Genomic DNA, 22,678 nt, shown 5'->3' with positions numbered 1-22,678 from the left:
ACCGGCGCGTTTACGCCTTGCCGGCAGCCTCAGCCGCCGCGTAGTCCAGCTGAATTCCGGGGCCCATCGTCGAGCTCAGCGTCACGCCCTTGATGTACTTGCCCTTCGCCGCCGCAGGCTTCGCCTTCACCACGCTGGTGATGACGGTCGTCGCGTTGTCGATCAGCTTCTGCGGATCGAACGAAAGCTTGCCTACCGGAACGTGAACCAGAGCCGTCTTGTCGGTACGAAACTCAACCTTACCGGCCTTGATCTCTTTCACCGCCGAGGCCACATCCGTGGTCACCGTACCAGTCTTCGGGTTGGGCATCAGACCCTTCGGGCCGAGAACCTTACCCAGACGGCCAACCGACTTCATCATGTCGGGAGTCGCGATCAGCGCATCGAATGCCGTCCAGTTCTCTTTCTGAATCTTCTCAACCAGCTCTTCGCCACCGAAGAACTCAGCACCCGCGGCCTGTGCATCCTTCACCTTGTCACCCGAAGCAATCACAGCCACGATCTTCGTCTTACCCAGACCGTGTGGCAGAACCACCGTGCCACGAACCATCTGGTCAGCATGCTTGGGATCGACACCCAGACGCAGCGTCAGGTCGACCGTCTCATCAAACTTTGCGTACTTTGCTTTTTGCAGAAGCGGAACCGCATCCGCCAGAACGTAAGAACGGGGCTCAACGAGCGCACGCGCCTTCGCCAGATTCTTTGAAATCTTCCTAGCCATCTTTCCTCATCTCCCACCCCACTCGGATCACATCCCCGGGGCGTGGTAATCGACTGGTCTCGACGGCAAGTCGAGACACTCTTCTAAGTATGCCGAATTGTCCCAAATTTTGCAAATAAAACCTACTACATTAGCAACCTTTCTCCGATATGCAAGCCTGAACCCCTCTATAATCTCCGAATGCCCGACGCACCATCGCCCGTCTTCCGTCCGGACTCCCGCCCCGCCGATTCCCTCCGCCCCGTCCGCATCACCCCCGGCTTCGTTGCCATGGCCGAAGGCTCCGTCCTCATCGAGACCGGCAACACTCGCGTCCTCTGCAACGCCTCCGTCGAGCAGGGCGTCCCCGCCTGGCTCCGCAACTCCGGCCGCGGCTGGGTCACCGCCGAATACGGCATGCTCCCCCGCGCCACCCTTACCCGCACCCCCCGCGAGGCCGAGCGTGGCAAGATCGGCGGACGCACTCACGAGATCCAGCGCCTCATCGGCCGCAGCCTCCGCTCCGTCGTCGACATGAAGGCCCTCGGTGAGCGCACCGTCATCCTCGACTGCGACGTCCTCCAGGCCGACGGTGGAACCCGTACCGCCGCCATCTCAGGAGCCGCCGTCGCGCTCGCCATCGCGCTTCAGAAACTCGTCGCCGCCGGAACCCTCAAGGCCTCACCCCTGCGCCAGATGGTCGCCGCCACCTCCGTCGGTATCGTCGACGGCAACGTCCTGCTCGACCTCTGCTACGAAGAGGACTCACGCGCCACCGTCGACATGAACGTCGTCATGCTCGCCAACGGAGGCCTCGTCGAAACCCAGGCCACCGCCGAGAAGGACTTCTACTCACGCGCCCAGCTCAACGAGATGCTCGACTATGCTGAAAAAGGAATCCACCAGCTGCTCGCCGCGCAGCAATCCGCCATCCTCGCCGCACTCTAACCCACCAGGAAGCCACCCCATGACCAAACACGGCAAAGACAAGCAAGGCTCCAGCATTCACGAACTAGCTTCCCTCTGTTCCACCCTCGCCGTCGGGCTCTTTGTCATGAGCTTTCTCTTCCAGAACTTCGTCATTCCGTCAGCTTCCATGGCCAGCACCCTGCTGGTAGGTGACCATGTCGTTGTCGAACGGGTCTCCCTCTCGCCCTCTTCTTCTCTGCCGAACTTCATCCCTTACAGCGACCTCAAGCGCGACGAGCCCGTCGTCTTCTTTCGTCCCGCACCCAACGCTCAGGGCGACCATGACATTCTCATCAAGCGGGTCATAGGCATTCCCGGCGACCGCATCCACCTCCGTCATGGTGTTGTCTACCGCAACGGCGTTGCGTTACACGAGCCCTACGCCGCCATGCCCAACGCAACCAACTACGATCCCTATAACGACGACTTCCCCGCTCTTCCTGCCAACGAGGGACGCGACGTACTCGCAACATGGTCCGTCGACCTTCCCACTCACATCCAGGGCGAAGACCTCATCGTTCCTCCCGGTTACTACTTCATGATGGGAGACAACCGCACCAACAGCTTCGATAGTCGTTACTGGGGCCTCGTCCCACGCGCCAACCTTATCGGCCGGCCGCTCTTCGTGTACTGGTCCTTTAGGATGTCAGAAGAGCAGCAATATAAGACATCAACTGCCGACAAAACCAGCTTTGCTCTTCACGAGTTTCTCCATTTCTTCGACGAAACCCGCTGGGATCGCACACTCAAGAGAATTCAGTAGTCACAACTGATTAGTGGCAGGCGGCTACATCCTCAAACAGCCCACCTGGAATCGCCTGCGCCGCCATCCCCTGGGCGCACGTCAGAATCTTCTGGTCCAGCGCGTCATGATCCAGTGAGTCCGGGGACACATACGTCGCGGTCGTGCGTAGCGCGAGGAACCGGTCGCTCAGCTGATTCACCATCGAAGCCGCATTCTGCAGTAGGGGCAGCGCCTGCCTGTCTGACTCCGTTGTCGCCGTAGCCGAGGCCATCGCCAGCTTGTCGGTCGCCGTCCTGCGATACTCCCTCACCCAGCTCTCGTCGACTGGATTGTTCGTACGAATCGCATTCTCCAGCGCGCTACGCCACTCCCGCACCACCGAGAGCTGCTCCACCCCTGCCCGCAGAAACTCCCGCGTGAATCCCTTCTCCTCAGGCTTTGTCTGAGGCGCCACCTGCTGCACCACGACCGGAGCTGGCGCAGCAGGAGCAGGCAGTGTCAGCACAACACGGCTCCCTTCAAACCCCAGCGTCCCGCCCGTCACCCGGGCCAGCGCCTCGACATCCACATACGATCGCCCATTGCGACGAATCACCGTTGCCTGCCCCACGTGCCCCGTTACCGTCAACGATGTCGTCTGCGGCAACGCTGGCGGGACCGGACGCTGCGGAGCTGCAGTCTGGGCTACTGTCATCATCGGCAGCGCAAGAAAAAACAGAAGAACTCTCCGAGCCATCATCCGCAACTTCCCTCCAGGCACCCATCCATAGGATGCCCCAGAGAGCACGATAGCTACAGCCCTCTTTCCAGTCCGCCACGCAAAAATAAAGATGCCGCATGGGGCTTTCCCATGCGGCATCTCTCGTTGATAAGCGTTCGATAAGCTTCTTACTGGTCGTCCCAATCGCCGTCACCATCACCACGGCCACCGCCCCGCGCAAACAGGTCCGACATCACCTGCTCGTTGCTGTCGCAGGCATGGTTCAGGCACGGAAGCCCCAGACCCGCCTCAATCGTCTTCAGCAACGCGAAGTGATCGTACCGCTTCGAGCTCTGCACACCGCGTACACCGTAGTTCGTGTCCACGATCAGCAGTACCTGGTTAGTCTCCGGAACCGTCGCATAGTCGTTCTCATCCCACACCACCACAATGGCGGTGCGGCCCTCATGCCATACCGGCGACTTATGGATCGCATTCACCAGCCGCTTCACCGTCACGTCGCCGCGATAGATCAGCGCCGGGTTCAGTCCCGCCTGCGTTCCGTTGTCATTCGGGTCATAGTTGCAGAAGGCGCCGGCATTGCCGCGGCCATGCTGGTCGTTGCACTGGTTCGGCACGACAAACGAGTACTCCGGAACATGTCCCGAAGCCAGGTCCGCAAACAACCCGCGAGGCCCATCGAAGCCTACCGAGTTCTTCATCGAGTTCAGCGGATCCCATCCCTCCTGCACGCTTCTGAAATAAAGAAAAGGATTGTGCTTCACCGCATACAGCGCCACGATGTCGCTCTGCGAGAGCGCAGGGGTCTGCGCCGGAAGCACCTTGCTGAAGTCCGTGTTGTTCGTATAGAAGCCGTCGCTGATGTTGACCGTATCCGGATTCTCGGGCTGGCTCTCCTGATAGCTCTTCCAGCGCATGCCGTACGCCGCCAGCTGGTCGGCGATCGTCTTGCCGGTGATGTTCTTGTCCGCTGGAATGCTCTGCTTGCCGTCGATGTTGATCGTTCCTGGAGGGCCCTGTGTCTCGTTTGTGTAGTCGATCGCCGGAGTGGCGGCGTCTGTGCCCGTGCCCTCGATCGGGCAGATGATCGGACTGGCCGGGTTGTCCGTCGCTGGGATGCCGGACGCCAGGTTCGTCGTGCAGTTCTTGTTGTGCCAGTCAGGATAGTTGTCGGTGTGGACGCCGAAGTTCGATCCGCCCACGACCTCCAGATAGTTCGTCAGGCTCGGATGTGCAATGGCGAAGTAGTTGGTCGCCGTGTTCGCCGACTTCATATAGGCGTTGATAAACGGAGCATTCGGGTTGTTCACAATCTGCCCATACCCGTGGTTCTCCATCATGATCACGAAGACGTGATCCAGGTGAGGAATACTCTTGGCCGCGCTGCCCTCCTGCGCGTTCATGGAACCGGCCAGGGACGCAGCCAGCAAACATACCGCAACATTCTTTCCCGTCATATAAATGTTCTCCTAGTGCGAGAGAGCACATTCTCCATCCGCTCCTCTCGTCAGAGGAGAACCTATGCAGTCCGTATTGCCATCCAGTTACAGATCAACTCCAATTTCATGAAATCTTTGCGATCGACAGTCTGTCCCAGGACGTTCTCACCGACACAAATCCGGGCCAGATTTCCACAGAAATCCTGTCAAGCCCCGATGCACGTCAAGTTTTTTAGGACCAGTAACTTACATTTGCCGATTCATTCCCGCTCATCCGCTATTCTTAAAGAGGGATAGAGAAAGCGAGGCGCTTCCATCAGGTTCGGTAACAGAACGAGACCGACAAGGTAACCGTCCAAATAACTCTTTACAAAAGAATAGTTTGCACAAAAACAATATCGGTGGCTCCCCAGCTTCCCTCACCTGTAACGCAAGCTCCTCAACGCACTGTGTAAAATGAACCCCCATATCTAAACTTCAGGAGATACACAGCAATGCCGAAGCTGACCCCCGGTAAACTTGCAGGACTCAAGGCCGTATCCGACTCGCGCGGCGTTATCGCCGCCGCTGCCATGGACCAGCGCGGCTCCCTCCAGAAATCCCTTGCCAAAGAGCGCGGCGCCGCGGCCAACGCCGCCGACCTCGAGCAGTTCAAGATCAACGTCACCGAAGTGCTTACAAAGCATGCTTCCGCCATCCTCCTCGATCCCGAATATGGCCTGCCCGCCTCCAAGGAACGCAACAAGGCTGGTCTCCTGCTCGCCTATGAGAAGACCGGATACGACGCTGCCACCCCTGGCCGTCTGCCCGACCTGCTCGATCTCTGGAGCGTTCGCCGCCTCAAGGAAGCCGGGGCCGACTGCATCAAGATTCTTCTCTACTACACCCCCTACGAGAAGAGCTCCATCAACAATCACAAGCATGCCTGGGTTGAGCGTATCGGCGACGAGTGCCTCGCCCACGACATTCCCTTCTTCCTCGAAACCGTCGGTTACGACGCCGAGGGCGGCGATGAGAAGTCGCTCGAATACGCCAAGAAGAAGCCCGAGGTCGTCTCTGGTTCCATGGCCGAGTTCGGCAAAGAGCGCTACAACGTCGACGTCCTCAAGGTTGAGGTTCCCGTCGAAATGGCCTTCGTCGAGGGCACCAAAGCCTTCAAGGGCGAGCGTGCCTATACACGCGCTGAGGCGCTGCAACACTTCCGCGACGCCGAAACCATGACCCACAAGCCCTTTATCTACCTCTCGGCTGGCGTCTCCAACCCGGTCTTTATTGAAACTCTCGAGCTCGCCGCCGAATCCGGTACCAAGTTCAACGGCGTCCTCTGCGGCCGCGCCACCTGGAAGGATGGCATCCCGATCTACGCCAAGCAGGGTGCAAAAGCCTTCCACGAGTGGCTCGAGACCACCGGGGTGCAGAACATCGAGAACGTCAATAATGCTCTCAAGGCCGCCAGCCCCTGGTACCTCAAATTCGGTGCCAAGAGCCTCGCTGAGCTTGGCTAAAACGAAAACAGAAATATCAATTAAGAGCGGCGAACCCACGAATAAGAGCGGCGAACCCACGAATGAGTTCGCCGCTCTCTTTTTCTACTGATCTACTGCATTTACATCGTCTGTACTGCTCTCGGACAACATCGTAAGAACTTGAAAAAAGAGAGCGGGGCCGACGGGATTGCAGCCCCGCTCCTGCGAAAAACCAATCTTGTTTAGCTCACGGACTCGCTCACCCGTGCGCGATACCGCAAATGCAGCTTCTCGATCTCGACATGGACAAGCTGTCCATTCTGCTCTCTCTGCTCCGTCCAGCCTTCGATCACCTCGATGCAGGCATGATCGATGTAGCGCAGATTCGCGCAGTGGATGTGCACATCCTTGCCCGGGCCAACTTTGTCGAGCGCCTGTGCAATCCGCGGAATCGCCAGGAATGTGCCCACCCCGTTCAGATGAATATGGGTGTTGTTCTCCTCTTCAACGACGCGTGCCTCAAGGTGCGTGACGGTGTACAGCAGGCGCATCAGCGACAATCCAACGCCGACCAGTACGCCAGTCAACAGGTCCGTAGCAACAATCGTGATCATCGAAGCGAAGTAGATCAGTACCGGAACCACACCGAAGCGGCCCAGTTTTTTTATCTCTGCCGGCTTCACTAACTTGATACCGACCAGCACCAGCACCGCAGCCAGGCTCGCCGTTGGAATCAAGCGCAGCATCGATCCAAGCAGCACGACGGAAACCAACATCCACGCCCCGTGCAGAATCGCCGAGCGCCGTGTCTCCGCCCCGGCCTGTACGTTTGCAGAGCTGCGAACAATCACGCCTGTCATCGGCAGCGATCCAACCAGGCCGCACAAAATATTGCCAATACCCTGCGCCGCGAGCTCGCGGTCGTAGTTCGTCTTCGAGCGCGTCTGCATCTGATCGACGGCAGCGGCAGAAAGCAGCGTCTCTGCGCTGGCGATAAATGCAAGTGCAAGCGCGGTGCCCACAATTGTGGAAAGCTTGAGCCCATGCAGTGCATCCAGACTGGGAAACGAAATCATCTGCGTCAGATTCGCTGGAACCTTTACGCGGTTTACATGCAGCCCCAGCACCTGTGCCATCGTCGTCGCAGCCGTAATGCCCAGCAGCGCGCCCGGAACCAGCTTCAGCTTCGCCGGACGGAATCGCTCCCACAGCAGCATGACGGCGATCGTCGTAATACCGACCAGCGCGGCTGCCTCTTCCTTGCTGCCATTCAGCGGAAACAGTCCGCCAAAGATCGCGCCCCACATCGCCTTGATGTTTGCCGGTCCACTGTGTTCCGGTGCACGATCCAGAACGACATGGAACTGCTGGATCACAATCAGCACGCCGATGCCGGCAAGCATGCCGTGAATCACCTCAGGCGAAATCGCCCGGAACCAACGGCCCGTCTTCAGCAATCCGGCTACAAGCTGAACAGCACCGGCCAGCATCAGAATCGGCCCAAGCGCGCCGACGCCGTGCTCACGCACCATCTGAAAGACGATAACGGCGAGTCCCGCTGCAGGTCCCGAAACCTGCAGCGGTTGCCCCGCAAGAAATCCAACGACGAGACCACCGATAATGCCCGTCACCAGGCCAGCGGCGGGAGGCATGCCTGAAGCCAGTGCAATGCCCATGCACAGCGGCAACGCCACCAGAAAGACAACGAGAGAAGCGGAGAGGTCGCGCATCCACGCTCCCGCCTTCGCCGAGCCCGTCGATGCGCCCGGCGGGCCGCCTGCGGAGTTTGCTTGATGCTTGGGTGTAATGATGTCCACTGTAGTGTTCACGGTCGCTCTCCTTTGCTGGCGATCTGTGGTTAGGCGATCTTCTTCGCAGGCTCGCTGTGCGTTTCCGTGCGGCCGTCTGCAATCAAGGGGGTGAAGGCTCCCGTCTCAGGATCGAACTGCCGGATCGCACCGCTGCCGATGTCGTACATCCATCCATGCAGATGTAACGCTCCCTGCCGGATCGCCTCATCCACCGACGGATGCATCCTCAGGTTCTGCATCTGGACGATGATGTTGGCTTCGGTCACCGCCTCCAGCGTCTCCTCAAAGGACATCGTGGTCGTCTTCTTCAGCATCTTCGTCAGCCAGCGCGCCGATGGGCCCGCATGCTCCAGCCAGCCCCGAACCACCGGCAGCGACTCCAGCTCATCTATCTTCAGAATGCCCTTCATAGCGCCGCAATCCGAGTGACCGCAAACCACAATGTCACGAATCTTCAGAACGCGGATCGCATACTCGATCGTCGCCGGCACACCGCTGCCAACTTCGCTCGGAGGAGGAATCAGGTTGCCCGCATTGCGGCACGAAAACAGCACACCAGGCTCGCACTGCATCATCATCTCGGGCATCACACGCGAGTCTGCGCAGGTGATGAACAGAGCCTGCGGCTGCTGGCCTTTGGCAAGTTTTTCGAAGAGTTTGGAGTGCTGCGGATAGACCTTGGAACGGAAACGGCTGTAGCCATCAATCAACTGCTGCATAGTATTTCTCCGTGCTGCAGGCCCGAATCTGGTCAGGCACTGCGCAAAATCGTCATGAATACACGCATTGTTGGTTGAAGAACCTGCGATTCGATGGGTGCTGAAACGCACCTATACCGAACGCACAATGCAGTTCTGCGATGGAGGACTAAGCAGCGATAGGAGGGGCACGTCCAAGCCCGGGCGCACGAGGAGCAGAACCCAGAGCAATGACGTTTTCCTGAGCAAGCGGTTCAGTCCGCTCTTCAGGACGAGGAAGCACAAATGCAACAGCTGCTACTGCAACCGGAGCAAAGATTGTCTTCCCTGCAGGCGACGCCTTCGACAGCGTCACCTTCGGCGCATGATCGACAGCCGAATGATCGAAGTTTGCATCGACAGCAAATGCTACGCTGTCGCGGCCACTGCGCGATCCAGCTCTGCGCGTCGCATGAGCTGTGATATGCGAATAGTTCACACGGGTGTGATGAACCACATGGTGGCCGTGCATGACGCCAAAAAAGCAGAGCAGGTTCAGCCCGAAGAAAATCGCGCCGAGTAACAACCTGTCCGAAATGGATTTCTGCCGCATCATGGCAATTCTATTCTGAAGTCTAGCGATATAGACGCAGTTGTCAACCACTAGGAATCAAATATTTCTGCAAAAGTGCGCTTTTTACATTTTCAGTGACGATCCGTAGACAGCTACGTCTCTTCAGCACGGCTTAATCCATCGCCGCTACCTTTGACTTCAATGCCCTCCTCACAGCGCCAGTTCAAGTTTCTATTTCTGTTGCCTTTACTCCTCCTTGCTGGCCGCGCTGCATGGTGTGATCCACCGACAGCGACTCTCCCTGCAGGAACCCCATTGCCTGTTCGCATCGTGGGTCATCTTCCGATGCGTATTGGAGAGACAGTCCGCGGCGAGCTGATCTATCCCGTATACATCGGCCAGGAGATTGTTCTACCTGAAAAGACCGCTGTCATCGGTACCGTCATCCAGCTCAACTCCAATCACTCCCAGCGTGTGCAGGCACGGCTGAACGGGGACTTCACTCCCTTCCATATTCCTGTCGTTCAGTTCACTCAGATTATGTTGAGCGACGGCACCTCGATCCCATTCACAGCCGGCCCTGCAACCAATGGTGCCCCTATTCTGCGCCTCACCGCTCCTGAGCCGCGCAAAGGTGGCTTCATTCGCAAGCAGTGGGATACAGGCATGCAGATTCTGCACGGCCAGATCGCCGTCGTCACCGCGCCCGAAAAAGGTGACCGGCTTTTGCAGCTCTTCTATCATCAGCTTCCCTACCATCCGGAGCGCATCGAATCGGGTACTGCATGGACCGTGGAGACGACGCAACCAGTCACCTTCCCCGTCCTTCATGCAGCGCCGAAACCAGACCCAACAACACCAGCACCCGCAACCAAGGATGCCTGGATGATCCAGGCCTATCTGCGGGACCAGCTCACATCTGCAACAGCAAAGACGGGTGAGCCCGTCCAGGCTGTCGTCGCCGAACCCATCTATAACGCCGACCACACACTTGCGATTCCCGCAGGCGCCGTTCTCATCGGTGCCGTCACCCGGGCAAAGCCTGCGCGCTCCTTCGCACGTGCAGGTACGCTAGGCTTCGACTTCCGCCAGATTGTCCTGCCTGGTGGCCAGACGCAAAACGTACAGTCAGCACTCACCGGCGCAGACACTGCCTCGACCGCCAATCTCGCAATGGACTCCGAAGGCAAGGTCAAGCCCAAGCCACAGGACAAGATTGTCGTGCCGCTGCTCCTCGCCTTGCTCGCAACCCGTCCTCTGGATCGGGACCGCGACGGACAGCTTGGCAAAAATTTTGTCGGCGCCAATGGATTCGGCCTCGCGGCACGCATCATCGCGATGTCCGGCACCTCGCCCAATGTTGCAGCTGGAATCGGCGCCTACGGTACAGCCGTATCGCTCTATCGTCGCTGGATCGCACACGGGCACGATGTCACCTTCGCACGCGATACGCGACTCGTCATTGAAGCCATGCCGCGCAACGCTTCGGTACTTCGCAGCAACAATAAATAGCGTCAGTCGATCAGAGGGACTTCTACTCCCACTCAATCGTTCCGGGCGGCTTCGAGGTGATGTCGTACACCACACGATTGATGCCGCGCACCTCGCTCACAATACGGCTCGAAATCGTTCGCAATACCTCATATGGCAGTGGAGCCCAGTCGGCTGTCATGCCGTCTTCGCTCTCTACTGCACGAATCGCGCAGGTGAACGCGTAGGTGCGCTGGTCACCCATCACACCCACGCTCTTCACCGGCAGCAGAACGGCAAAGCTCTGCCACACCTTGCGATAGAGCCCCGCCTTCTTGATCTCCGTAACGACGATCTCGTCGGCCTCTTGCAACAGAGCAACGCGATCCGCCGTCACCTCGCCCAGAATACGCACCGCCAACCCCGGTCCTGGGAACGGCTGGCGCTCCAGAATCTCATCCGGCATGCCGAGATCACGTCCGATCCTGCGCACTTCATCCTTGAACAGATCGCGCAGCGGCTCGATCAGCTTCAGCTTCATGTTCTCCGGCAAACCACCCACATTATGGTGGCTCTTGATCGTATGTGAGGGGCCATGCACACTCGACGACTCGATCACATCCGGATACAGCGTTCCCTGCACCAGCCACGCGACCTCTTCCCCCGCGCTCTTCTCAGCCTGGAATATCTTCGCGGCCTCGTCGTCGAACACCGCAATGAACTCATTGCCAATGATCTTGCGCTTCTTCTCGGGATCGGTAACGCCTGCCAGCTTCGTCAGAAAACGTTCGCCCGCATCGACGGCAACGACATTCAGGCCTAGGCCCTCGCGCATTGTCTTCTGCACCTTGGCAAACTCATCCTTGCGCAGCACGCCGTTGTTCACGAAGATGCACGTCAGTCTGTCGCCAATCGCCTTGGCAACAAGCACCGCGGCAACCGACGAATCCACCCCCCCGCTCAAACCGCAGATCGCATGGCCATCACCCACCTGTTTACGAATCCGCTCCACCGTCGACTGAATAAAATGTTCCGGCGTCCAGTCCTGCTTCGCGCCACAGATGTCGATGCAGAAGTTCTTCAGCAACTCCATGCCCTGCCGCGTGTGTGCGACCTCGGGATGAAACTGCACTGCCCACATCCTGCGCTCTTCGTTGGCGATTCCTGCAACGGCGTTCGACGTCTGCGCCGTCAGCCTGAAGCCCTCGGGCAGCATCTTCGCCTCATCGCCATGCGACATCCACACATCCAGTGTCTGCGGCAGCCCGCGAAAGAGCGGCGTCTCGGCAATCACACTCACCTGCGCATGGCCATACTCGCGCGCGGGAGCCGATTCCACCTTGCCGCCGAGATGGTGCGTGATGAACTGCAGCCCGTAACAGATACCGAGCACCGGCAGCTCCATCTTCAGCAACGCCGGATCGGCCGCAGGAGCATCGGCGTCATAGACCGAGCTGGGCCCACCTGACAGGATCAATCCCTTAGGGTTCAGTTCACGAATCTTTTCCAGCGGCGTCGTGCACGGCAGCACGACCGAAAAGACATTAAATTCGCGGATGCGCCGCGCGATGAGCTGCGTATATTGCGACCCAAAGTCCAGGATAACGATTGTCGAGGTGTCCACACATCCAGTGTAAATGCCCCGTCAATTCTGCGATTCCTTCTCAGGCGTTTCGTAGGCTCGCCACAGCCTCAGGTAGCCAAGCAGCCGGGCCACGTGGAAGAAGTCCGATGCCACCAGATACAGCACCGCCACACCGGCCCACCAGGTATAGAGAAACTCCGGCGTCGCCACACTCTCAAATGGCAGCGGCGTCGATGAAAAGACCAGCGCCAACACAATCAGCGCGATCTTGACGATTCCCATCACCAGATTGATTTCCACCAGCTTGCTCTTCAGCGGACCCAGCTGAAACGCCGACGCAAGGCTCGCCCCCACGCCGACATTACGCAGCATCGCCAGCAGAGGAGCCACGCTGAAGACCCAGCTCACCACCGCCCACAGCACAAACAACACCAGCGTCGCGATGATCGCCAGCGCGAAGTACCCAACCAGATTCGGTTCACCACCGTGCGACAGCGGCCCGGTCACCGTCATGTTCGCAGCCCACTGCAAACACAAAAACCACACGACAAAGCTCGCCGCCAAAGCGACAATGCGGATCGCCTGCAGCACCATCAGCGTCCAGGGCCGCGCATGCAAAGCCGGGTCCATCTTGCGAAGCACCATCGTCCGCCCAAGCGAAGACCATACCACCCACGTCACCAGCAGCAGCGGCCCAAGCCACACCGCTTCGGCCGCTATCGGAGGCAGCAGATCGGCCATCGCCTCCGCGATCGTCTCCGCCACCTTCATCGGCTGCGTCACCGTCATCGACTCCAGCGCCTTGATGCTCATCGGAGCCGCCGCAGCGATCCTCATTCCGGCACGCCACAGCACCAGCAATGCTGGAATCCCATACAGCCACCGCCACAGGACCTCCACCGCCGTCAGCGTCGGACGCTTCCAGCACTCCGACAACACACGGACAAACGACTGCGTCGCACGAACGTCCCCGCCCCCCGCAGAGACGATCGTGCCCTTACCGTCATTAAAAGATGCCGCCACTACTTCACCACAAGGTTGACCAGCTTGTTCGGCACCACGATCACCTTCACAACCGTCTTGCCTTCAACGCGAGCCTTTACCTTCTCATCCGCAAGCGCCGCGGCCTTCACAGTTCCATCATCGCTGCCAGCCGGAACCTTCACGACGTTCACCAGCTTGCCGTTCACCTGCACCGGGATCTCAACCTCATCCTCACGTGCGAGCTCTTCGTCAGCCTTGGGCCACGGTGCGCGGAACACGACTCCTTCGCCACCGATCTGCTCCCACATCTCCGCCGCAAAGAACGGCGCAAACGGCGCGAGCAGAAGAACCAGATTGCGGAAGATCTCCGCCACTGCAGCAGGTGAGACCTCACCCGCATCGATTGCCGGTTCAGCCGCGCTGATCTCATTGATAAGCGTCATGATCGCCGCGATCGACGTATTGAAGTGCCAGCGCCCGCCAAAGTCCTGCGTGATCTTCGCAATCGTCTGATGCAGCTTACGCAGCAGCTTCTGGTCAGTGACTGTTCGGCTCTCCAGCAACGGCTGCTGGCCTTTGTGCACAAGGCCGACATACTTCGTTGCCAGTCGATGTACGCGTCCGAGGAAGCGGCTGATCCCGGCAACGCCCTCCTCCTGCCACTCCAGATCGCGGTCCGGTGGAGCCGCAAACAGCGCATACATACGCGTCGCATCGGCGCCATAACGAGCAATCATGTCGTCGGGCGAAACCACATTGCCCTTCGACTTCGACATCTTTGCGCCGTCCTTGATCACCATGCCCTGCGTAAACAACCGCTCTGCAGGCTCATCGTTTTTGATCATGCCCAGGTCGCGCGCAACCTTCGTCCAGAAGCGCGAATAGATGAGGTGAAGAATTGCATGCTCCACGCCGCCGATGTACTGATCGATCGGGAACCAATAGTTCGCCTTGTCACTCGCAAACGGCAACGATGCGTCCTTCGCATCCGTATAGCGGTAGAAGTACCAGCTCGAATCGACGAACGTATCCATCGTGTCCGTCTCACGCTTCGCAGGACCACCACACACCGGGCACGTCGTGTTCAGGAATTCCGGCAGCTTACCCAGAGGCGATCCGCCCTCCTGCGTAATCTCCACATTCTCCGGCAGCAATACCGGCAATGCGCTCTCCGGCAACGCAACGACACCGCCCGGTTCTACATTCGCATGTCCGTTCTGGCAATACACCATCGGAATCGGCGTGCCCCAGTAACGCTGACGGCTCACGCCCCAGTCCTTCAGTCGATACGTTACCGTCGGCTCGCCAAATCCCTTCGTCTTCGCAAACGCGGCCATCTTCTGCTGTGCCTCAACACAGTTCAACCCCGTCCACTCACCCGAATCGATCAGCACCGCATCCTCTTCCGCCGTATACGGCAGCTCAGGCTCACCGCCATCCTGCGGAGCCACGTCTTTCGGAGCAATGACGCGCTTGATCTCCAACCCATACTTGATCGCAAACTCGTAGTCGCGCTCATCGTGTGCCGGAACGCTCATGATCGCGCCCGTACCGTAATCGGCCAGGATGTAATTTCCCACCCAGATCGGCACACGCTTGCCGTTGAACGGATTCACGGCAAAGCGCCCCGTGTTCACTCCGTGCTTTTCGATATTGCCCAAATCGTCCGACTCACGCGCCTTCTGCTGCTCGGCCAGCAAAGCCTCGACCTTCGCGGCCAACTCCGCATCCTCAGCCGCAAACGCCTTCGCCACCGCATGCTCTGGAGCCAGCTGCACCGACGTCGCACCCAGAATCGTATCGATACGCGTCGTAAATACTGTGATCTTGCCGCAATCGGCCTTCACCTCACCGTCGACGGCAAAATCCACCAGCGCGCCTTCGCTGCGACCGATCCAGTTGCGTTGCATCGTGCGCACCTTCTCCGGCCAGCCTTCCAGCTTGTCGAGCCCATCCAGCAGCTCATCGGCGTACTTCGTAATCTTCAAAAACCACTGCGTCAGATCGCGCAGCTCGACGATCGTATCCTCATGCCGCCAGCAGCGCCCATTGATCACCTGCTCATTGGCAAGCACCGTCTGGCAATCAGGACACCAGTTCACCTTGCTCTTCTTCCGGTACGCCAAGCCCTTCTCGTACATCTTCAGGAAGAACCACTGGTTCCAGTGGTAGTAATCCGGCAGACAGGTCGTCACCTCGTTCGACCAGTCATAGCTCAAGCCAATGCGCCGCATCTGCGACTTCATCGCAGCAATATTCTTCAGCGTCCACTCGCGCGGAGGCGTGTTGTTCTTCAGCGCTGCATTCTCAGCCGGCAAACCAAACGCGTCCCATCCCATCGGGTGCAGCACGTTGTACCCGCGCATCCACATGTGCCTGGCCAGCGCATCGCCGATCGAGTAGTTCCGCACATGCCCCATATGCAGCTGCCCGCTCGGATACGGCAGCATCTCCAGGCAGTAATACTTCGGCTTGCCCGAATCATGTCCTTCGGCTGCATAAAGAGCCGGATCGGCGTCCCACCGCGCCTGCCACTTCGGTTCGATCTCCGCCGGGTTATAACGCCCCTGGCGCTCGTTCTCATCTCTCGCAAATTCAGCCATATCTCTTCATTGTAAAGAATCTCTGCATCGATTCGCCCGCCACACATTCCCATCAGCAACTACAATCATCCTGCCCAGGCAGCACGTCACCCCTTCGCTTCGAGCGTGATCATGGATAAACGACAGTTTCTCAAGTCCTCAGGAGTCCTCGTGACCGGCAGCTTCCTCTCCCGCTTCGCCAACCCGGATACCGCACAGCGCAGCGCAAAGCCGCGGACCAACTGGGCCGGCAACCTGACCTACCACACCGACAACCTCTTCGAACCAGCAACCCTCGCCGAGCTCCAGCAGATCGTCAAGGATCACCCCAGCATCCGCCCCCTCGGCACCCGTCACTCCTTCAATGCCCTCGCCGACAGCACGCAGGCCCAGGTCGCGCTCTCGAACTTCAAAGACATCACCATCGACGAAAAGGCCCATACTGTCACCGTCGGCGCAGGCATCCGCTACGGCGACCTCGCCCCCGTCATCGACGCCAAAGGCTTCGCCATCCACAATCTCGCCTCCCTGCCTCACATCTCCGTCGCAGGAGCCATCGCGACTGGAACCCACGGCTCCGGCCTCCACAACAAAAACCTGTCATCGTCCGTAGCCGCCATCGAGTTCGTCGACGCCAACGGCGACCTCCACACTCTCTCCCGCGCCGACGGAGACAAGTTCAACGGAGCCGTCGTCAACCTCGGGCTGCTCGGCGTCATGACCCGGGTCACCCTCGATCTCGAACCCTCCTTCCAGATCGCCCAGACCGTCTACACCGACATTCCCTTCGCCGAGCTCGGGCATCACTTCGACGCGATCTTCGGCGCCGGCTACTCCGTCAGCATCTTCACCGACTGGCAGCACGCACGCGGCACCGAGCTCTGGCTCAAGCGCCTCGTCACCGCTGATCATCCCCTCGACACGCCCGAGCTCTTCTACAACGCCACGCTCGCCACCAAAAACCTCCACCCCATCCCCGCACTCGATCCCGTCAATTGCACACCGCAGATGAATGTTCCGGGCCCCTGGTACGAGCGCCTCCCGCACTTCCGCATGAACTTCACACCTTCCAGCGGCGAAGAGCTGCAGACGGAATACTTCGTCCCTCGCGCCCAGGGCTATCAGGTCATCCGCGCCGTCGAAACCTTGCACGACAAGATCACCCCGCACCTGCTCACCACCGAGCTGCGCACCATCGCTGCCGACAACCTCTGGCTCTCGATGGCCTACCAGCAGGATTCGCTCGCCATCCATTTCACCTGGAAGCTCCAGTGGCCCGAGGTACAGAAGATTCTCCCTCTCATCGAAGCCAAACTCGCGCCCTTCAACCCGCGCCCCCACTGGGCTAAGCTTTCCACCCTCAAAGCCGATCACTTCCGCAAGGTCTACCCAAAGCTCGACGACTTCAAAGCCCTCGTCCAGCAGTACGACCCCAAAGGCAAATTCCGCAACGAATTCATCTCCGCCGAGCTCTACTCCTAGCAGCGGTCAGTTAACAACCCGCGTCATTCCGAGCGAAGCGAGGAACCCCCGCATTTCGCTCGGAATGACACAACCGCATCCTGTCGCGCCGTAAATAGCAGCAGCGAAATTTCACCCCGCTGCCAGCGTTCGCAACACGCCCACATTACGCGCCTCATCCCCCGGCGAATCCACAGGCGTCTCCGCCACAAATGCTGCATGCGCAAACTTCGGATCATGCAGCAGCCGCCGGAACGCCTCCGCCCCAATCGTGCCCTCTCCAATATGCTCGTGCCGGTCCAGCTTTGATCCCATTGCCGCCTTCGCATCGTTGCAGTGCCACACCTTCACCGCATCGAAACCCACCGTCGACTCCACCAGCTTCATCGTCTCGATGTACCCATCCGCCGACACGATGTCATACCCCGACACATGCACATGACACGTATCCAGACACACCGCCACCGGCAGATGCGCCTTCAGCTTCTCCACCAGTTCCGCTACCTGTTCCAGCTTCCCTCCCAGCGAAAACTCCGCGCCCGCCGTGTTCTCAATCAGCAGATGAAAGTCCTTCCCCGGGCTCATGGCCTTCGAAAAATCAATCCCCTGCACCGCACGCTCAATCGACTCCGCCGCCAACTTCAGCCCCTCGTCACGCGTCAGTCCCTTCCAGCTCCCCGGATGGAGCACAAGATACTCGGCGCCCAACGCCAGCGCACGCTCCACCTCGCCACGAAACGCGGTCACCGAATTCTCCCGCACCGCCTCTGTCTGGCTGCACACATTGATCAGATAGTTCGCATGAATCACAGCCGGCCCCACATCATGCTTCGCCCGCAGTTCCAGCAACTTCGCCGCATCCGCAGGCTTCACTGCCGGAGCCTTCCACATGCGCGGACTCGCCGAAAAAATCTGAAATGTGTTCGCACCAGCCGCTACCGCGCGATCCACTGCCGTCCAAACACCGCCGCCCGTTCCTACATGAACTCCAATACGCTTCTTCGCCATCTTTCCAGCCTAACGCACCTGCTATGCTGATGCCGCTGCGCCAAAACGAAAGGACTCCGCACGATGGCCGCCCCGCAAAGCTTCAGCAACCACGCTCGCACCGACTCCCCCATGCACCTCTTCGTCTTCCCAGTCGTCATCGCCAACCTGGGAGTCGCCGTCTACATCGCCATCCGCTTCCGGCACGAACACCCCTGGCTCGGCCACTGGTCCATCATCGTTGCGCTCGCCCTCCTCGTCCTCGCCTTCAAATCCCGCATCAACGACCTCAAGCTGCAGGACCGCCTCATCCGCCTCGAAGAGCGCCTGCGCCTCGAAGCGCTTCTCCCACCCGACCAGCGCCAGCACATTGACGACCTCACCCTCAAACAGTTCGTCGCTCTCCGCTTCGCCTCTGACGCCGAGCTGCCCGCTCTCTTCCACAAGACCCTCACCCAGAACCTCGAGCCTAAAGCCATCAAACAAGCCATCACCAACTGGCGCCCCGACAACCACCGCGTGTAGAAAGTTATGAAACAGATTGGCAAAATCTTAGTGATGTCTTGCTGCATCTTGGTCTTGAGCTTCGCGGTATACCAAGCATGGAAGAAACATTCCAGGCAACAACGCGAGAAGACATATCAGCAAGCTCTTCGTTCCTATGAAGAAGCTTTTATGCCGGGGATGAACCGCAACGACGTTGAGACATCTTTGCGGCTGAAAAATCTTCAATTTTCTAGCAGATGTTGTTATGGCGACGACCGTTCCTACGCCGATCTGGTCAAAATCGGGACCGAGGAGCCTCCATGGTTTTGCAACGAAGTTAATGTGTACGTCGTCTTCCAGTTCGTCTCTTCTAGTCCAAATCTTTCATTGACGCCAAATCCGACGGACATGCTCAAAAGGCTTGCTCTTCAAGAGCAGCCAGAAGTGTGTCTCTGATGAGTTCCCCACGAAAAAGAGGCGGCCTTGGCCGCCTCTTCACTTCCGCAAAACCTCAATAGCCAACCGAAAACAGTTTCTTCTCGTGCTGCGGCTTCTCGATCTCATCCACCAGAGCAATCGCATAATCCGCAAACGAGATCTTGCTCTCGCCCTTCGCATCTGCCACCAGATTGTTGGTACCCGTACGGTACTTGCCCGTCCGCTCACCCGGAACAAAAAACGCAGCCGGAGCAATGTAGGTCCAGTTGATATCCGATCCCTTCAGCACCTCCGCCGCCTTCTCATGCGACGTCGCAATCGGCAGGTACTCCGCCGGCAGATATCCCGATTTGATCAGCGTCACTCCGGGAGCTACCTCCAGCTGCCCTGCTCCGCCGACAACGATCAGCCTCGGACCACCAGCCTTCTTCACCGCCTCAATCTGCAGCTTCGTCACATCCACCAGCTTGTCCGTATTGTCTGCCGGAGGCTGATATGCCGAAACCACGACATCGGCTCCCTTGATGATCGAAGCCACCGTGTCCGCATTCGAAAGGTCGTCAACCTTCGCCGTAACTTCCGGCTGCGACTTCAACGCGTCCACCTTCCTGGCCACACCCGTCACCTTATGTCCGCGAGCTACCAGCTCCTTCACAATCTCCGAACCCGCATTTCCTGTCGCTCCGTAAACTACTACGTTCATTGCTATTTCCTCCTATTCGACAACATTTGTCGTTTATACAGATGTGCCAATTTACCGAAGGATTCATACGTTACGCTCAAGAACCTACTTTTAGCGAAAATGTCTGTGAAAATCTCTGTCTTGCTCCTCCGCCACGCCCAGGTCATAGCGCAGAAGGCGATCCCCTCGAACGCAATGTTCACGCAATTCTCCAGCCGCAAGCTCTATGGAGTCGTCACTTGTGACGCTGAGATTGTGCCAATGGAAAACCCGATGAAAAACCCGCTGCTGCGCTATAGCCTGCTCGCCCTATGCGTCACAGCGGCGCTCTACCTTCGCTTCACCCACGCCTTCCTTTCGCCAGCAGAAGCGCGCAACCTTGCCTCTGTCTCCACGCTCAGCGCCTGCGCGCTTTATCTTCTTATCGGCTGCCTTCGTGGATTCACCTTCGTGCCTCTGCTCGTCCTGATCGGAGCAGGCTCCTTCTTTCTGCCTCCTGTTCCGCTCTTTGCTCTCACCATGATCGGCGCACTCATCTCATCCGCAGGCATCTATTACTTCTCTGCATCATTCAAGCTCTACGAGCACCTGCAGCGCAGAAACCGCAGGCGCCTGGCCACCATCGAATCTGGCCTGAAACATCATCAGCTCCCCATCATCATCGGCTGGAGCTTCTTTCCCGCCCTCCCCACCGACGCCATCTGCTGCGTCAGTGGAGCCATGAAGCTCAACATCCTCAAACTCCTCTTCGGCGTCTTCATCGGCGAAGGCCTATGCTCCGCGCTCTACATCTTCGGCAGCACCCGGCTACTCCACCTTCTGCACCTCGGCGCGTAGCGCATCGCGTCAGTTCGCTGTTGACTCTCCGCTGAGTGGCAGCGTCATCCTGAAACAGGCTCCACCCGTCTCCCCGGCAACAGCCACCACACTTCCCTTGTGCAGCTCAACGATCTCCCGCACCAGGTTCAGCCCCAGTCCAACGCCTCGATCCCGCGTCTCCAGACGATAAAACGGCTCGAAGATACGTTCGCGATCCGCTGCAGGAATCCCCGGCCCTTCGTCCATCACCTCGATCGCACCTAACGGCCGAACCGTGATGGTGATCATTCCTCTGCGCCCGCCATGCTCGATCGCATTCTGCACAAGATTGATCAAAGCTCGCTCCAACGAAGCCCGATCCCCCATCACCATCACAGGACGCCTCAGCGCATCAAACGACAGCCTGTAACCGGCAGCAATAGCCAGCGGAGCCAGGTCCGCTGCCACGCGTTCTCCCATCGCCACCAGATCGACCTGCAAAAGTCGTAACCCACCACGATTCAGGCGCTCCAGATCGAGCAGTTGCTCCGCAAGAATCGACAGCCGCGAAACATCCTCCATCAGCCGCTCATTCTCCGGACTGACCGGATACGACTCCAGACGCGTATTCAAAATCGCAATCGGGGTCCGTAGCTCATGCGCCGCGTCCGCAAGAAAACGGCCCTGTCGCTCATACCCTTCATCCAGCCGCCCAAGCGCATCGTTCACGGCCTTCACCAACGGACGCACCTCCGCCGGTACACGCTCCACCGACAGCCTCGTTCCGCGCTGGTCGATATCGATCTGTGCAGCCTCCGACGCAGCCGCCCCCAAACCCGCCAGCGCGTTGCGAATGACAATCGGTGTCGCGATCAGCGTCGCAATCACCATCAGGATCAGCAACGGCCCGATATACGTCATCATCACAATCACTATCGCCAGCAACGCTGCACGCAGCCTTACCTTGCCCCCCGGACCCGTTAAGATCTGAACTCTTCCCGCAGACGTCTTACTCCACCGCATCACCGCATTCGGACGCGGCGGATCACCCAGTTGCCACCCCAGCCTCGCCTGACTCACCGCATCCAGCGAATCGCCAATATGCGAAAATTCCGGCGGCACACTCCCCTCGGATAACGAGTGCCCTTCTTTGTCCCTGATAACAAACCAAAGCCCCGGAACCTTCTTCCTCAGGCTCACAAGCTCCGGCGTTGGCCGCAGCACCAATCCGCCCTTCGCATCGCGATCGACAGCCTTCTGCAAAACGCCGATCACCTGGTCCTCAGACTCCAGCGTCAGCAGCCCACCCGTCCAGTACAGCACCCCAACAATCAGGATGCAGATGACTCCCAGCACCACACTCTGCATCGTCATCAGCCGCCAGATAAGACTCCAGCGCAGCGATCCGTCCCGCCGCCACCTCATGCACTCTGCCTCAGCAGATAGCCGACACCGCGGATTCCATGAATCTCCACACCCGACCGCGACTCCGATAACTTTCGCCGCAGCCTCGACACATGCGTATCCAGCGCATTCGATTGCACCTCGTCATCAAAGCTGAAGACCGACTCCTCCAGCGCCGAACGCAGCACCGTTCTCCCCATCCTTCGCAGCAGCGCCTCCAATACCAACAGCTCGCGACGTGGCAGATCCAGCACCTGCCCTTCAACACTCGCCTCACGATGGCTGAAATCGAAGCTGAGATTGCCCACTCGCACCGTATCGGCAGGAACACGACTTGGCCGCCGCAACACAGCCCGCAGACGAGCCAGCAGTTCCTCAATCGCAAATGGCTTGGCAAGATAGTCGTCGGCGCCGCTATCCAGACCTGCGATCCTCTCCGTCAGTTCTCCCTTCGCCGTCAACACAATCACCGGCACAATCGCCCCTTGAGCACGCAGCGCCGCGATCAGAGTCAGCCCATCGCCATCCGGAAGCTGGCGATCCAGAAGAATCGCATCATGCACACCCGCCGCAAGCAGTTCCTTCGCCTCACGCAGCGTACGCGTGCAGTCAACAACAATGTCATACTTCTTCAGCGCCGACGACAACGCCGAAGCCATCTCCGGCTCATCTTCCACCAGCAGAACCCGCATACCTCAC

Annotated in this window: 21 protein-coding genes; 8 read left to right on the top strand and 13 right to left on the bottom strand. The window is 58.9% G+C overall.

Going from position 1 to position 22,678, the window contains the following annotated elements; genetic code table 11:
• Positions 1-10: 10 nt before the first annotated feature.
• Positions 11-721: a 50S ribosomal protein L1 gene (gene rplA, locus KFE13_RS17035; RefSeq protein ID WP_260704792.1), complete on the bottom strand. Its 711-nt coding sequence runs from the start codon at positions 719-721 to the stop codon at positions 11-13.
• Positions 722-901: 180 nt separating this feature from the next.
• Between rplA and rph the strand changes: the two genes are divergently transcribed.
• The gene (rph, locus tag KFE13_RS17030; protein WP_260704791.1) at positions 902-1,648 is read left to right on the top strand and encodes a ribonuclease PH; all 747 of its coding nucleotides are present in this window, start codon (positions 902-904) and stop codon (positions 1,646-1,648) included.
• Positions 1,649-1,667: 19 nt separating this feature from the next.
• On the top strand, positions 1,668-2,432 hold the full coding sequence (gene lepB, locus KFE13_RS17025; RefSeq protein ID WP_260704790.1) for a signal peptidase I: 765 nt from the start codon (positions 1,668-1,670) through the stop codon (positions 2,430-2,432).
• 10 nt (positions 2,433-2,442) lie between these two features.
• On the opposite strand, the gene KFE13_RS17020 is transcribed toward lepB, so the two are convergent.
• Positions 2,443-3,153, bottom strand: coding sequence for a hypothetical protein (locus tag KFE13_RS17020; protein ID WP_260704789.1), 711 nt, complete (start codon positions 3,151-3,153; stop codon positions 2,443-2,445).
• Between the two features lie 149 nt (positions 3,154-3,302).
• Positions 3,303-4,592, bottom strand: a complete 1,290-nt coding sequence (locus KFE13_RS17015; RefSeq protein ID WP_260704788.1) for an alkaline phosphatase family protein — start codon at positions 4,590-4,592, stop codon at positions 3,303-3,305.
• Positions 4,593-5,068: 476 nt separating this feature from the next.
• On the opposite strand from KFE13_RS17015, the gene KFE13_RS17010 reads away from it, so the two are divergent.
• Positions 5,069-6,079, top strand: coding sequence for a tagatose 1,6-diphosphate aldolase (locus tag KFE13_RS17010; protein ID WP_260704787.1), 1,011 nt, complete (start codon positions 5,069-5,071; stop codon positions 6,077-6,079).
• A gap of 203 nt (positions 6,080-6,282) precedes the next feature.
• Here KFE13_RS17010 and KFE13_RS17005 read toward each other — a convergent pair whose 3' ends face one another.
• The 3 genes from KFE13_RS17005 to KFE13_RS16995 all read right to left on the bottom strand — a co-directional run bounded on the left by KFE13_RS17005 (position 6,283) and on the right by KFE13_RS16995 (position 9,144).
• Positions 6,283-7,869 (bottom strand): SulP family inorganic anion transporter, encoded by a 1,587-nt coding sequence (locus KFE13_RS17005; protein ID WP_260704786.1) that lies wholly within the window; start codon positions 7,867-7,869, stop codon positions 6,283-6,285.
• Positions 7,870-7,898: 29 nt separating this feature from the next.
• Complete coding sequence (locus tag KFE13_RS17000; protein WP_260704785.1) at positions 7,899-8,570, bottom strand: carbonic anhydrase; 672 nt, start codon at positions 8,568-8,570, stop codon at positions 7,899-7,901.
• Between the two features lie 148 nt (positions 8,571-8,718).
• Positions 8,719-9,144, bottom strand: coding sequence for a hypothetical protein (locus tag KFE13_RS16995; RefSeq protein ID WP_260704784.1), 426 nt, complete (start codon positions 9,142-9,144; stop codon positions 8,719-8,721).
• Positions 9,145-9,303: 159 nt separating this feature from the next.
• On the opposite strand from KFE13_RS16995, the gene KFE13_RS16990 reads away from it, so the two are divergent.
• Positions 9,304-10,614 (top strand): hypothetical protein, encoded by a 1,311-nt coding sequence (locus KFE13_RS16990; protein ID WP_260704783.1) that lies wholly within the window; start codon positions 9,304-9,306, stop codon positions 10,612-10,614.
• A 22-nt stretch (positions 10,615-10,636) separates the two neighbouring features.
• Here KFE13_RS16990 and guaA read toward each other — a convergent pair whose 3' ends face one another.
• Genes guaA through leuS form a run of 3 tightly spaced genes read right to left on the bottom strand, consistent with a single transcriptional unit; the run spans position 10,637 to position 15,744 of the window.
• Positions 10,637-12,196: a glutamine-hydrolyzing GMP synthase gene (gene guaA / locus KFE13_RS16985; protein WP_260704782.1), complete on the bottom strand. Its 1,560-nt coding sequence runs from the start codon at positions 12,194-12,196 to the stop codon at positions 10,637-10,639.
• A 21-nt stretch (positions 12,197-12,217) separates the two neighbouring features.
• The gene (locus KFE13_RS16980) at positions 12,218-13,180 is read right to left on the bottom strand and encodes a hypothetical protein (protein ID WP_260704781.1); all 963 of its coding nucleotides are present in this window, start codon (positions 13,178-13,180) and stop codon (positions 12,218-12,220) included.
• Positions 13,180-15,744, bottom strand: a complete 2,565-nt coding sequence (leuS, locus tag KFE13_RS16975; RefSeq protein WP_260704780.1) for a leucine--tRNA ligase — start codon at positions 15,742-15,744, stop codon at positions 13,180-13,182. Before leuS ends, KFE13_RS16980 begins: the two co-directional genes overlap by 1 nt.
• Before the next feature lie 111 nt (positions 15,745-15,855).
• Here leuS and KFE13_RS16970 point away from each other — a divergent pair, with 111 nt between their 5' ends.
• Positions 15,856-17,205, top strand: coding sequence for a D-arabinono-1,4-lactone oxidase (locus tag KFE13_RS16970; protein WP_260704779.1), 1,350 nt, complete (start codon positions 15,856-15,858; stop codon positions 17,203-17,205).
• Between the two features lie 111 nt (positions 17,206-17,316).
• On the opposite strand, the gene KFE13_RS16965 is transcribed toward KFE13_RS16970, so the two are convergent.
• A complete protein-coding gene (locus KFE13_RS16965) occupies positions 17,317-18,192 on the bottom strand; it encodes a deoxyribonuclease IV (protein WP_260704778.1) in 876 nt (291 codons plus the stop codon).
• A 63-nt stretch (positions 18,193-18,255) separates the two neighbouring features.
• Between KFE13_RS16965 and KFE13_RS16960 the strand changes: the two genes are divergently transcribed.
• Both KFE13_RS16960 and KFE13_RS16955 read left to right on the top strand, forming a co-directional pair.
• Positions 18,256-18,696, top strand: coding sequence for a DUF6526 family protein (locus KFE13_RS16960; RefSeq protein ID WP_260704777.1), 441 nt, complete (start codon positions 18,256-18,258; stop codon positions 18,694-18,696).
• A 6-nt stretch (positions 18,697-18,702) separates the two neighbouring features.
• Positions 18,703-19,113, top strand: a complete 411-nt coding sequence (locus tag KFE13_RS16955; protein WP_260704776.1) for a hypothetical protein — start codon at positions 18,703-18,705, stop codon at positions 19,111-19,113.
• Positions 19,114-19,168: 55 nt separating this feature from the next.
• On the opposite strand, the gene KFE13_RS16950 is transcribed toward KFE13_RS16955, so the two are convergent.
• A complete protein-coding gene (locus KFE13_RS16950) occupies positions 19,169-19,798 on the bottom strand; it encodes an NAD(P)-dependent oxidoreductase (protein WP_260704775.1) in 630 nt (209 codons plus the stop codon).
• A 105-nt stretch (positions 19,799-19,903) separates the two neighbouring features.
• Here KFE13_RS16950 and KFE13_RS16945 point away from each other — a divergent pair, with 105 nt between their 5' ends.
• Positions 19,904-20,614: a VTT domain-containing protein gene (locus KFE13_RS16945; RefSeq protein ID WP_260704774.1), complete on the top strand. Its 711-nt coding sequence runs from the start codon at positions 19,904-19,906 to the stop codon at positions 20,612-20,614.
• 9 nt (positions 20,615-20,623) lie between these two features.
• Here the strand turns inward: KFE13_RS16945 and KFE13_RS16940 are convergent, their stop codons facing one another.
• Both KFE13_RS16940 and KFE13_RS16935 read right to left on the bottom strand, forming a co-directional pair.
• Positions 20,624-22,000, bottom strand: coding sequence for a sensor histidine kinase (locus tag KFE13_RS16940; RefSeq protein WP_260704773.1), 1,377 nt, complete (start codon positions 21,998-22,000; stop codon positions 20,624-20,626).
• Positions 21,997-22,671, bottom strand: coding sequence for a response regulator (locus KFE13_RS16935; protein ID WP_260704772.1), 675 nt, complete (start codon positions 22,669-22,671; stop codon positions 21,997-21,999). The genes KFE13_RS16940 and KFE13_RS16935 overlap by 4 nt, the downstream gene beginning before the upstream one ends.
• Between the last annotated feature and the right edge of the window lie 7 nt (positions 22,672-22,678).

This window comes from Edaphobacter flagellatus (assembly GCF_025264665.1).
Classification (GTDB): Bacteria; Acidobacteriota; Terriglobia; order Terriglobales; family Acidobacteriaceae; genus Edaphobacter; species Edaphobacter flagellatus.
Note: the sequence above shows the minus strand (reverse complement) of the source record. Positions and strands in the feature narration are given on the sequence as shown.